The organism is Streptomyces sp. YGL11-2 (genome assembly GCF_050054615.1).
GTDB lineage: Bacteria > Actinomycetota > Actinomycetes > Streptomycetales > Streptomycetaceae > Streptomyces.
Genome location: NZ_JBNHIN010000075.1, coordinates 21,251 through 33,483, shown reverse-complemented (window position 1 = coordinate 33,483; position 12,233 = coordinate 21,251). Strand labels below are relative to the sequence as shown.

Annotated in this window: 9 protein-coding genes; 6 read left to right on the top strand and 3 right to left on the bottom strand. The window is 73.5% G+C overall.

Features of this window, described 5'->3' with window-relative positions; all coding sequences use genetic code 11:
* The coding region (locus ACO1BR_RS40380) for a DUF1259 domain-containing protein (protein WP_426800090.1) at positions 1–901 on the top strand (901 nt) is incomplete at its 5' end.
* Between the two features lie 408 nt (positions 902–1,309).
* On the opposite strand, the gene ACO1BR_RS40375 is transcribed toward ACO1BR_RS40380, so the two are convergent.
* From ACO1BR_RS40375 to ACO1BR_RS40365, 3 genes are all read right to left on the bottom strand, one after another.
* Positions 1,310–3,301, bottom strand: coding sequence for an ArnT family glycosyltransferase (locus tag ACO1BR_RS40375; protein WP_426800089.1), 1,992 nt, complete (start codon positions 3,299–3,301; stop codon positions 1,310–1,312).
* 178 nt (positions 3,302–3,479) lie between these two features.
* Positions 3,480–3,782, bottom strand: a complete 303-nt coding sequence (locus ACO1BR_RS40370) for a hypothetical protein (RefSeq protein WP_426800088.1) — start codon at positions 3,780–3,782, stop codon at positions 3,480–3,482.
* Positions 3,783–3,872: 90 nt separating this feature from the next.
* Positions 3,873–5,195, bottom strand: a complete 1,323-nt coding sequence (locus ACO1BR_RS40365; protein WP_426800091.1) for an MFS transporter — start codon at positions 5,193–5,195, stop codon at positions 3,873–3,875.
* A 163-nt stretch (positions 5,196–5,358) separates the two neighbouring features.
* Between ACO1BR_RS40365 and ACO1BR_RS40360 the strand changes: the two genes are divergently transcribed.
* From ACO1BR_RS40360 to ACO1BR_RS40340, 5 genes are all read left to right on the top strand, one after another.
* Entirely contained in the window at positions 5,359–6,150 is a 792-nt protein-coding gene (locus ACO1BR_RS40360) for a DeoR/GlpR family DNA-binding transcription regulator (protein ID WP_426800087.1), read from the top strand.
* 46 nt (positions 6,151–6,196) lie between these two features.
* Entirely contained in the window at positions 6,197–7,195 is a 999-nt protein-coding gene (locus ACO1BR_RS40355) for a zinc-dependent alcohol dehydrogenase family protein (RefSeq protein WP_426800086.1), read from the top strand.
* A gap of 169 nt (positions 7,196–7,364) precedes the next feature.
* On the top strand, positions 7,365–8,768 hold the full coding sequence (xylB, locus tag ACO1BR_RS40350; RefSeq protein WP_426800085.1) for a xylulokinase: 1,404 nt from the start codon (positions 7,365–7,367) through the stop codon (positions 8,766–8,768).
* A 144-nt stretch (positions 8,769–8,912) separates the two neighbouring features.
* Positions 8,913–10,154 (top strand): carbohydrate-binding protein, encoded by a 1,242-nt coding sequence (locus ACO1BR_RS40345; RefSeq protein ID WP_426800084.1) that lies wholly within the window; start codon positions 8,913–8,915, stop codon positions 10,152–10,154.
* Positions 10,155–10,349: 195 nt separating this feature from the next.
* A partial coding sequence (locus tag ACO1BR_RS40340) for a protein kinase domain-containing protein (protein WP_426800083.1) occupies positions 10,350–12,233 on the top strand: 1,884 nt, incomplete at its 3' end.

Below are 12,233 nucleotides of genomic sequence, written 5' to 3'. Positions count from 1 at the left end.
GCCGGCCCCCGCCCGCGCCCTGGCCAGCGCACCGCCCGGGACGAGCCGCCGCGGCCTGATCAAGCCGGTGCACACCACCCAGTCGGACTGGGCGAGCGTGGCCGCACACCTGGGCGGTCTGGGCGACATGAAGCAGAAGACGATGTACCACACCGGATTCCCGCGCCGGGACCTCCGCGTGGTCTCCGACCGCGTCACCGTCAAACCGGCGCTCGCCCTGGGATCGCATGTGGCCTTCGTCCGCTACGAGGACGGCAGTTCGCTCGTGATGGGCGACCTGGTGGTCACCGAGCACGAGTTGCAGCGGTTCTGCGACACCCTGCACAAGCACCGCCTCGCGGTGACCGCCCTCCACAAGCACCTCCTCGCCCAGCGGCCCTCCGTCTGGTGGCTGCACGTCCACGGGCACGGCCACGACCCGGCGCACCTCGCCCGCGGACTGCGCGCGGCGTTCGACGGCACCGGCACCCCGCTCCCGCTGCCGCCCGGTATGGAGAACCCCGTCGACCTGGACACCGACGGCGTCGAAGAGGCGCTGGGGGCGAAGGGTTCCGTCGACGGCGAGATCTTCAAGTGCATCTTCGTCCGCCGCGAGCGCGTCACCGACGGCGACCTGGTGCTGCCGCCGGGACTGGGGTCGACCACCGCGCTCAACTTCCAGCCGCTGGGCGACGGCCGGGCCGCGGTCAGCGGCGACTGCGTGATGATCGCCGAGGAGGTGCAGAAGGTCCTGGCCGCGCTGCGGCGGGCCGGCGCCGAACTCGTCGAGCTGCACAACCACGGCCTGACGGACGAACCCCGGCTGTTCTTCGTCCACTTCTGGGCGGTCGGCGACGCCGTCCGGCTGGCCCGCGCCCTGCGCCCCGCGATGGACGCCACCAACGTCGTCGCGGCCGGCTGACCGGCAGCAGGGGCGACGGGACCGGCCCACCGGGCACGCGCGAGTGCGCCCGGTGGGCCGCCGTACGGCCCGCCAGGGGCCCGCGGTCAGCGGCGCGTCACGCGCACCTCGGCCACCTCCATCAGGCCGTCGAGGGCGGCCCCGGCAGCACTCGTCCGCGTGGCTGAGCGGCAGGTGTCCCGGGTGGTCGTCCGGGTCCAGGCCGCGCCATCGCCCGGGCCGGAACGCCTCGGGTCCCGCCGACACCCTCGGGTCGCGGTGGCTCAGCAGGGGGAGCAGCGGTACGCCGTCCGGCGGCACGATCCGCCCGTCCACGGAGGGGAACTCGGGTGAGGCGACCCGCAGGAGGTTCCACGAGCCGGGCAGCAGCCGCAGCGCCCCGGCGAGGATGTGCTGGATCGGTCCCCTTCATCGGCCGGCCGAGGACGGCGAGCAGCGGTAGAGCTGCGCCGTCGTGCCGGGCTCGCGCGGGCAATGGGCCCGTACCCAGGGGGCGATGGCGCGGCCCTCGGTGGTCCCCGGGCCGCCGAGCAGGACGTACCGCAGCCGGCCGGTGGCGACGAGGTGGCGGAACTCGGCCTCGGTGGGGGTGGGCACGGTGCCGGTGAAGCCGCCCATGGGGAGCACCTTGGCGCCCGCGGCGAGGATGTAGGGGGAGGCGGTCCGCCAACTGGTCGTCGCGAAAACGTAGTCGGCGCCGTCCTGGTGGGCCCGGGTGTACGCCAGGAGCCGGCGCTGCTTCTCGTCGAGCGAGGCCCCGTCGGAGGACTTGGCGGCCTTCCGGGCGTCGGGGGCCGGGTGCTGCGGCGCGGGCCGGTGCGGCGCGGTATGGCGTCGGACGGCCACCGGGCCGGTCGAGCCCATGCCGGAGTGGCCGTACACCGGGTTCAGGACCGTCGACGCCCAGGCGGCGGACGGCAGCAGCATGGCGGCGAGGCCCGCGCCGAGACCCAGCAGCGCCATCCGCCGGCGCGTGCCCCCGGCGTCCTTCCGGGACAGCGCGAGCAGCGCCAGCGCGCCCGCCCCCAGCGTGATCGCGACCGGCGTCAGCCACGGCAGGAACGTCGGGAACTGCACCGAGACGAACGCCGACCAGCCCACCGTGCCCGCCACCGCCGCCGGCAGCGCCCAGGCGCGTGCCCGGCCCCCGCGGCGCCAGGCGCGCCAGAACTGCACCGTCCCGGCGCCGAACAGCGCCGCCAGCGGCACCGCCACCACGCCCATGTAGTAGGTGTGGCCGCCGATCGAACCGGCGCTGAACACCAGGAAGTACGTCACCAGCCACACCCCCCACAGCACGAATCCGGCCCGCAGCGGATCGGTACGCGGCCTGCCGCGCCGCCACACCAGGCCGCACACCGCGGCCAGCGCCGCCGCCGGGTAGAGCCAGCCGACCTGCGAAGCCAGCGACGGACCGAACATCTTGACCCACAGCGCGGCGGTGGGGCGGCTGTGGCCGGAGGGGGTCGCCGGAGCGGTGCCGGCCATGGTGGAGACGGCGACGCTGCCGGTCTTCTCGGCGCTGATGTGGATGCTGGAGAAGCGGTTGAGGAAGTTGTAGCCGACGACCTGGCTGACCGCCGAGTTGTTGGTGGTCCCGTCGATGTACGGGCGGTCCTTGGCCGGGGTCACGGCCACCAGCAGCACCCATGACGCCGACACCGCCAGGCACATCGCGCCCGCCACCGCCAGGTGCGCCAGCCGGCGGCGCAGCGCCGTCGGGGCGGATATCAGGTACAGCAGGCCGAGCGCCGGGAGCACCGCCCACGCCTCCAGCATCTTGGCCTGGAAGCTCAGGCCGACCCACACCCCGGCCGCCAGCAGCGGGCGCACCCGAGCCTCGCGGGCCGCGCGCAGTGTGGCGTCCGCGGCCAGGATCACCAGCAGGGTGAACGCCGGGTCCTCGACCGCCGTACGGAACAGCCCGGCGATCGCCGGGGTGAGCGCGAACGCCCCCGCCGCGAGCAGCGCCGCGTGCTCCCCCGCCCAGCGGCGCACCGCGCGGTGCAGGAACACCACGCTCAGCAGGCCCTCGATGACCTGCGGCAGGGTCAGCGCCCACGGATGGAAGCCGAAGATCCGCGCGGACAGCGCCTGCGGCCAGAGGAAGCCCGGCAGCTTGTCGATCGTGATCGAGCTTCCCGGGTCGAACGCGCCGAACAGGAAAGCCTTCCAGCTCTCGGCCATGCTGCGGGCGGTCTCCGCGTAGAACGCGTGGAACGCGCTGTGCTGGATGTCCCAGGTGAACAGCACCGCCGCCACCACGAGGATCGCCGCCAGCGCGAACCTGGCGTACACCGGCCGGACCTCCCGGTCCTGGCGCCGCGTTCCGGTGCGGGCGAGCAGCCCGCCGCCCGTGCGCGCTGCGGACGCGATCGCTGTCGAGGTGGTGCTGGCCATGGACGAAGCCTCCCTGGTGGAACTCACCGTTCGGAGTGCCAGATAGCCGGATCGCCCGCCGGGATGCCATGACCGCCGATTGTTCAGCCAACGTTCAGATCCTCGGCCACCGCGCCAGGGAACCCGGCGCGGTCACCGCCGTCCGCTCCCCGATGAGGTGGCGCACCGCCGAGCCGGCTCACCCCGTCCCGTCGTCCCCGCCCGGCGGGTTCCCGTCCGCATCGGTCTCGTGGGTGCCGCGGCGGCGCGCGATCAGCGCCGTGCCGACGAGCACGAGCCCGATGGCCACGATCTTGCCCGCCCCGAGGAGCACCCCCAGGTGCTGCTCCGAGCCGGACCGGCCGAGGAAGAGGAAGAAGAACAGGGCGAGGGCGAGGCCGGCCACGATGAGCACGGCGCCTCCTACCGGCCCCAGGCCCGCCCACCAGGGGCCGCCGTCTAACCCGTCGCGATCGGCGCTGTCGCGCTGTTCTTCGGTCACCGCAATCTCCTTCTCCGGCACGGCCGTTGGGGTACCGGAACGTGTCATCTCGGGGCGCCGCGGATGTTCCGGGCACCGGCGCCGAACACGCTAACGTACGCCGCCCGTGGTCACCTCGGGCTCCGCGTGCACCGCCGGGGTGGGGCCACCGGATTCCGGCCGCGGGGCGGGCGTCTTCATGCGGAGGACGAGCACGGTGCTGAGCAGGTGCAGCGCGGCGTAGATCCCCAGCACTCCCCCGATGCCGAGCACGCCGAGGAAGACCGTGCCGATCAGTGGGCCGAGGGCCATGCTGGCGCCGGCACCCAGGGTGTACGCGGACATGACCTGGCCCTTGCGCTCCGGTGCCTGGGCGGTCATGAGCGGGGGCAGGGGGACGTAACCGGCCATGCCGACGCCGAGCGCGCCGACTGCGATCGCGACCAGCGGGTAGTCGTGGCCGACGGTTTCGGGGACGTAGTACAGCGCCAGGCAGGCGAGCGCGGAGACGGCCCCGCCGAGCCAGGCGACGGTCCTGCGCCGGCTCCACCGGTCGCCGAGCGCGCCGAAGAGCACGACGCAGGCGAGGTTGCTGACCATCATCACGATCAGCAGGGAGGCCCACTCCTGGGTGCTGAAGCCGATCCGGTCGACGAGGAAGAGGGGGAGGAAGACCCACACGCCGAACTGGGACGTGGTGTTGATGAGCCGGACCAGCGCGCCCATCCCGACGCGCGGCCGGGCGAACATCACGGTGAGGCAGCCCATGAAGGTCCGCGACAGGCCGGCCCGCTCCGGTCCCCTGGACAGGCCCTGGAACCCGGCGCGGTCGCGCAGCAGGAGCAGGACCACCAGGGCCCCGGCGGTGATCATCGCGAGGGACACCCACAGCGTGCCGTAGAAGCCGATGGCCGGCTTGAGGAGCGAGACCAGGACGGAGCCGAGCACCGGGTAGCCCATGGTGAAGCAGAACCAGAACCAGCCGAGCGCCTTGCCGAGCTGCCGCTCCGGGGCGCCCGCCATGATCCAGACCATGAACCCGTAGGCGAACAGCGGATAGCCGAAACCGCGCAGGCCGTAGGTGATCAGGATCAGCCAGTACGAGTGGGCGGGGACGGCGACCGCGAGCATGAGGGTGTGGCAGACCGCCCAGCAGCCGGCGCCGGCCATCATCACCCGGCGGGGCCCCCACAGGTCGCAGAGCCCGCCCGCCAGGAAGGCGCCCACCGCGGCGGTGACGCCGTAGACGGTGAAGACGACGCCGACGCTCGCCTCCGCGAAGCCGAGGTCGGTCTTGAAGTAGGTGGGCAGATAGCTGGTCTCCACACCGTCGCCGATCATGAAGAGCAGGACGCCGACATAGCCCCATATGAGGGCCCGGGGGATCCCGAGGACGGCGGGGCGGGGCGGCGGCGAGATGCGCTCCGGGGACATGGGCAGCACTGCTGGACCTCCTGACGGGCCGGGCCTTCGCCCGAGCGTGGCCAACAGACTGAACAAGCTCACAGAGAATTTCAAGAGCTTCACATAAAGTGTGTGATGTTCTAGGGTGAGGCCACGGCGAAGACCGCCGGACGACGAACGGGGGGTGCCCACGATGAGAGCGAGTCGCGGCTCCGAGGCCGAGGTGGAGGAGCGCCGTCAGACGGTGCTGCGCCATGTCGCGCAGGAGGGCGAGATCCGGATCTCCGAACTCGCCGCGCGGATGCACGTCAGCGTGATGACCATGCACCGGGACCTGGACAACCTCCACGAGCGGCAGCTGCTGCGCAAGGGGCGCGGGGTGGCCACGGCCTTCTCCAACGTCGCCATGGAGAGCGCGCTCCGCTTCCGGGAGAACGCCCGTGTCGAGATCAAGTCCGCCATCGCGGACGCCCTCGCCGCGGAGGTCTCCCCGGGCGACACGGTGCTGATCGACTGCGGCTCCACGCTCTTCCCGCTCGCCCGCCGGCTCGCCGACGTCGACGGGATCCGCGTGATCACCAACTCGCTGCGCATCACCTACCTGCTGGCGGCGTCGCCGGCCGAGGTGACCCTGCTGGGCGACCGCTACTACGAGGACTTCGAGTCCTGCGCCGGACCGCAGACCCGGCGCCAGTTGCAGGACATCCGCGCCACCGTCGCCTTCGTCACCGCCACCTCGGTCCGCGACGGGCGGCTGTTCCACCCGGTGCGCGAGTACGCCGAGACCAAGCAGGCGTACCTCCAGGCGGCTGACCGCGCCGTACTGGCCGTCGACCACAGCAAGTTCGGCCGCACCGCCACCTATCCCTACGGCGATGTCGGCGGCTACGACCTGCTGGTCACCGACACCGGGACCCCGGAGAGCGAACTCCGGGCCGTCCGGGACCTCGGCGTCGAGGTCCGCACCGTGGACCCGCTCAGCTGAACCGGCCCCGGCCGGAACTCCCACCCCCCCGAGAAAGGCCCGCCCCATGCGCGCTGTCGTCATCCACACCCCCGGGCACTACGAGGTCACCACCGTCGACGACCCCACCCCCGGCCCCGGCGAGGTCGTCGTCGCACCCGCCGCGGTGGGCATCTGCGGCACCGATGTGCACATCGTCCAGGGGGAGTTCGCGCCCACGCCGTACCCGATCATCCCCGGCCATGAGTTCACCGGCGAGATCGTCGCCCTGGGGCCCGGGGTGAGCGGGTTGCGCACCGGGGAGCAGGTCGCCGTCGACCCGTCGCTGTTCTGCGGCGCCTGCCACTACTGCGCGATCGGCCGCGGCAACCTGTGCGAGAACTGGGGCGCGATCGGCGACACCGTGGACGGCGCGATGGCGGAGTACGTCGCGGTGCCGGCCGCCAACTGCTACCGGCTGCCTTCGAGCGTCGACGTCGTCCAGGGAACGCTGATCGAGCCGCTGTCGTGCGCGGTCCGCGGCTTCGACGTGCTGCCGCGCCGCCTCGGCGACCACTACCTCATCTACGGCGCGGGCACCATGGGCCTGATGATGCTTCAGCTCGCCAGGGCCGCCGGCGCGGCCTCGCTCTCGGTGGTCGACCTCAACACGGACCGGCTGGCGGTCGCCGAACGGCTCGGCGCGGACGCCACCGCGGTGAGCGCGGCGGATCTGGACCGGCCGCAGGGCTGGGAGACGGTGATCGACTGCACCGGCGCCATCCCGGTGATCGAGGACGGCCTGGGCCGGGTGCGCCGCGGAGGCACCTTCCAGCAGTTCGGCGTCGCGCCGTCCGCCGCCAAGGCGTCCTTCTCGCCGTTCGACGTCTACAACAACGAGATCACCATCGTCGGGTCGATGGCCGTCCTGCACAGCTTCGGCCGCGCCGTGGACCTCATGGCGAAGGGGGTCGTCGACGCCGACACGATGATCACCCACAGCTTCGGACTGGACGACTTCGGCGCCGCGCTCCAGACCTTCCGCGACGGTTCCGGGCGCAAGATCCAGCTCCGTCCGCAGCGCTGAACTCCCGCTGCCCGGCGGCCCGTTACGGCACCCGGCCGATCATCCGGTCGGTTCCATCCCCACGGATTCCCGTGAATCCCCCGCGGATTCCACCCGCCGACTCCCCTCGTTGATACCCCTCGTTGATTTCTCTCGTTGATTTCTCTCGTTGCACGGAAGCGACATCGCCATGCCCACAGTTGCCGGGGTGGACTCCTCTACCCAGTCCTGCAAGGTCGTCGTCTGCGACGCCGACACCGGGGAAGTCCTGCACCGGGGCCGCGCCGCCCACCCCGATGGCACCGAGGTCTCCCCCGAGGTCTGGTGGCAGGCGCTCCGCGCAGCGGGCGGCGGCCTTCTGGAGCAGGTGGACGCCGTCGCCGTCGCGGGGCAGCAGCACGGCCTGGTGGCCCTGGACGCGGCCGGGCAGCCGGTGCGCGATGCGCTGCTGTGGCACGACACCCGGTCCGCGCAGGCCGCGGCGGACCTGGTCGCGGACCTCGGCGGGCCGGAGAAGTGGGCCGAGGCGGTCGGCACCGTACCCGTCGCCGCCATCACCGTCGCCAAACTGCGCTGGCTGGCCGAGCACGAACCGCGGGCCGCGGACCGCACGGACCGGGTGCTGCTGCCGCACGACTGGCTGACCTGGCGGTTGTGCGGCGGGCCCGGCACATCCGCCGAACCGGTCACCGACCGGGGCGACGCCTCCGGCACGGGCTACTGGTCACCGGCCGACGGCGCCTACCGCCAGGACCTGGTCGCGCTCGCCTTCGACGGCCGCACCCCCCGACTGCCCCGCGTCCTGGGCCCGTACGAGGCGGCCGGCCGCACCCCGCACGGGGCGCTGGTGGCACCGGGCACCGGCGACAACATGGGCGCGGCCCTGGGCCTGGGCATCCGGCCGGGCGACGTGGTGATCTCCCTCGGGACCAGCGGCACCGCCTTCGCGCTCTCGGACCATCCCGTGGGTGACCCCACCGGTGCCGTCGCGGGGTTCGCCGACGCCACCGGCCGGTTCCTGCCGCTGGTGTGCACCCTCAACGCCGCCCGGGTGCTCAGCTCGACCGCCCGGATGCTCGGCATCGCGCTCGACGACCTCGGCCCGCTCGCCCGCACGGCCGAGCCCGGGGCCGGCGGGCTGGTCCTGCTCCCCTACCTGGGTGGTGAGCGCACCCCCAACCTCCCCGACGCCGCGGGCAGCCTGACGGGCCTGCGCACGGCGAACATGCACCCGCGGAACGTCGCCCGCGCGGCCGTCGAAGGCATGCTGTGCAACATGGCCGACGCACTCGACCGGCTGCGCGCCCAACAGGTGGACGCCCGGCGCGTCTTCATCATCGGCGGGGCCGCCCGGGCCCCCGTGGTCGGCGAGATCGCCGCCGAGATCTTCGGTACGCCGGTCACGGTGCCCGAACCCGAGGAGTACGTGGCCCTGGGCGCGGCCCGGCAGGCGGCCTGGACCCTGGCCGGCACCCCCGAGCCGCCGCACTGGCCGCTCGCCGCGACCCGGGAGATCGCCGCCCCCGCCGACACCTCGACCGGGCTCCGCATCCGGGCGAACTACGGCCGCGCCCGGACGCTGCTCCACGGGTGACCGGCCCGGCCCGCGCCAACACGGCCGCGGGCCCGGCGAGTTCGGTTCGGCACTGGTCCAGTCCAAAGTGTTGACGCGCCCGTGGCCAGGGGTCACTCTGTGGGCCATTGGTCTGGACCACCCCCTCGGATCGTGGGAGGACATGTGCCACCTCGTAAGGTCAGAACCCTCGCCGCCGCCGTCTCCGCGGCCTGCGTCGCGCTCGTGGCGGCCGGTACGGCGCTCGCCGCCGGGCACGGCGGCACGGCGCCCCGGGCGCCCAAAGCCCTGGGCGGCAACTGGTATGCCGCCGCGCCCTATTTCATGCCGCTCGACAACAACCCGCCGGACCCCGGCGCGGTGATGGACGCCACCGGCCTCAAGGCGTTCCAGCTCGCCTTCATCCTGGCGCCCAACGGCGGTGGCTGCTCCCCGACATGGGACGGGAACAGTCCCGTCGGCTCGGACACCGCGGTCGCCGGTGTGATCTCCGCGATCCGCGCGAAGGGCGGCGACGTCTCCGCGTCCGTCGGCGGATACAACGGCACCAAGCTCGGGCAGAGCTGCGGGACCCCCGAGGCGACCGCCGCCGCCTACCAGCAGGTCATCGACAAGTACGCCCTCAAGGCACTGGACTTCGACCTGGAGGAGCCGGAGTACGAGAACTCCGCGGCCATCCACAACGAGATCGGGGCCGCCAAGATACTCCAGCAGAAGAACCCCGGCCTCTACCTCTCCGTCACCACCGCCGGGACCGCCGACGGCACCGGCTGGTTCGGGAAGCAGATGCTCAACGAGGCCAGGTCCCAGTCCTTCACCCCGGACAACTTCTCCATCATGCCCTTCGACGGCGGCTTCAACGGCGCCGCTTCGCAGACCGCGGCGCTCACCCACTTCAACGCCGTCCTGCGCTCCACGTTCGGCTGGGACGAGGCGACCGCCTACGCCCACGAGGGCATCTCGCAGATGAACGGGCGCAGCGACACCGGCGAGTACTTCACCCAGGCGGACTTCCAGACGGTGCTGGACTTCGCGACCTCCCACCACATGGCGCGCTTCACCAACTGGTCCGTCAACCGTGACCGACAGTGCTCCCCGCCGGACAACAACGGCAAGACGTCCGGCACGTGCAGCAGCGTCCCGCAGGGCGCGTACGACTTCACCACGTACTCGGTGAAGTTCGCCGGGGCCACCCCGCCCGGCACGCCGCCACCCACCACTCCCCCGCCCACCACGCCGCCGGGTCAGGGCAGTTGTACCGCCGCGGCCTACAGCGCGGGCGCCGTCTACGTGGGCGGTGACACCGTCTCGTACAACGGCCATACCTGGAAGGCCAAGTGGTGGACGCAGGGCGAGGCCCCGTCCAGCGGCGGGTCCGGGGTCTGGCAGGACCTGGGCGCCTGCTGACCCGCGGGGCGGGGAAGTGCGATCCGAACGGGCGCCGCTCCCCGCCCCGTACCGGCGTTCCGACGGACCCACATACCGCCATGACGGCTGGTCAGGCGCACTCCGCGGTCGAAGTCCCCCGGCCGGCGCATCGTCCGCCCCCTATGCTGGAGGCCGCCCGGCGCAACCCGCCGGGTCGACGACGCGGGAGGGTTTGTGGCAGCGCTGGATCCGGACGACCCACGTTCCATCGGCGGATACCAGCTCCTGGGGCGGCTGGGCGCGGGCGGTATGGGGCGGGTCTTCCTCGGGCGCTCGCCGGGCGGCCGGCAGGTCGCGGTCAAGGTGGTGCACGCCGCGCTGCTCGACCAGCCGGACTTCCGCTCCCGGTTCCGCAGGGAAGTACAGGCCGCCCGCGCGGTCAGCGGGGCGTTCACCGCGCCGGTGATCGACGCCGATCCGGACGCCGCCGAGCCCTGGCTGGTCACCAGCTACATCGCCGGCCCGTCGCTGGAGAAGGCGGTCACCGACCGGGGGCCGATGCCCGCGCCGCGTGCCCTCGCGCTGGCCGCCGGGCTGGCCGAGGCGCTGGTGTCGATCCACGGCGCGCACCTCGTCCACCGCGACCTCAAGCCCTCCAACGTGCTGCTCGCCGAGGACGGCCCGCGGGTCATCGACTTCGGGATCGCCCGGGTCGTCGAGGGCAACTCCCTCACCATGACCGGCTACGCGCTCGGCTCCCCGGGCTTCATGTCGCCGGAGCAGGTCAACGGCGAGGAGATCGGCCCGGCCAGCGACGTCTTCTCCCTCGGGACGGTCCTGGCGTACGCGGCCACCGGCCGCAACCCGTTCGGCGACGGCCACCTGGCCTCCCTCCTCTACCGGGTCGTCCACGACACCCCCGACCTCGGCACGGTCACCGACCCCGCGCTGCGCGCCCTGATCGCCGACTGCCTGGCCAAGGACCCCGCCCGGCGGCCCACGCCGCGGGAGCTCCTCACCCGGTGCGGTGCGGGGGCCGCGGGAGACGCGTCGGACGGGGGCGACGGCCGCCCACCCTCCGCCGGCCCCGGCCCCGGGACCCCACCCGGCACCGTGCCGTCCGGTCGTATACCCGGCCGGGGCACGGCAGTTGGCACCGGCGGCGGGGGCGCCGGCAGGGACGCGGACCCCGGGGCGCAGACCGAAACGGCCCCCCTGGGACGCCGGTCGGCCGATGGGGCAGCGGCGCCGCCGGCCGGTCCCCCGACTCCGGTGCCGGGCACGCCCGGGGCGGGGCCGACGGCCGTCGCCCGACACGACGCGTCCACCGTTCCTCCGGCCGGGCCGGTGACCACGCAGTCACGTCCGGACGGCGCCGGGGACCGGCGCGGCCCCACCCGCCGTACGCTCCTGATCTCGGTGGCCGCCGCGGCCGCCGCCGCGGTGGGCGTTCCCGCCGCGCTGACGCTCGCCCACGACACCGCGCGGGGTTCCGCGCCGCCCCGGCCCGCAGGCCCGCAGCCGGTCGGCCCGAAGCCGGTCGGCCCGAAGCCGGTCGGCGCATGGCGACTTGACGAGCAGTCAGGTACCGGCGCGGCGGACTCGGCCGGCGGCCACGACGGCACCGCGACCGACGTCCGCTGGGGCACCGGCGACAGCGGCGCCGCCCTCTTCAACGGCGTCAGCAGCCAGATCACCACCCGCGGCCCGGTGCTCGACACCGCCCCCGGGCACGGCTTCACGGTCTCCGCCTGGGTCTACCTCACCAGCGCGGGCGGCTTCGCCACCGTCGTCAGCCAGGGCTCCGCCGGCACCAGCACCTTCTTCCTCCAGTACTCGGGCTCCGACCACCGCTGGGCGTTCTCCCGGCCGGGCGTCCGCGCGCTCGCGACCCAGCCGCCCGCCGTGAACACCTGGACCCACCTCGTCGGGGTCTGCGACGCCGCCGCCCACCGGCTCCGCCTGTACGTCAACGGCACCCAGCAGGGCGCCGCCACCGACACCCGACCCGTCACCGCCCCCGGCCCGCTCGTCATCGGCCGCGCCACCCTCGACGGCCGGCCCGTCGACTTCTTCACCGGCGGCATCAAGAACGTCCAGGTCTTCGACCAGGCCCTG

Coding starts and splice junctions, on each gene's coding strand:
- xylB (WP_426800085.1), top strand. CDS start 7,365: ATGCCCACAGTTGCCGGGGTGGACTCCTCTACCCAGTCCTGCAAGGTC.
- ACO1BR_RS40365 (WP_426800091.1), bottom strand. CDS start 5,195: ATGTCCCCGGAGCGCATCTCGCCGCCGCCCCGCCCCGCCGTCCTCGGG.
- ACO1BR_RS40360 (WP_426800087.1), top strand. CDS start 5,359: ATGAGAGCGAGTCGCGGCTCCGAGGCCGAGGTGGAGGAGCGCCGTCAG.
- ACO1BR_RS40375 (WP_426800089.1), bottom strand. CDS start 3,301: ATGGCCAGCACCACCTCGACAGCGATCGCGTCCGCAGCGCGCACGGGC.
- ACO1BR_RS40355 (WP_426800086.1), top strand. CDS start 6,197: ATGCGCGCTGTCGTCATCCACACCCCCGGGCACTACGAGGTCACCACC.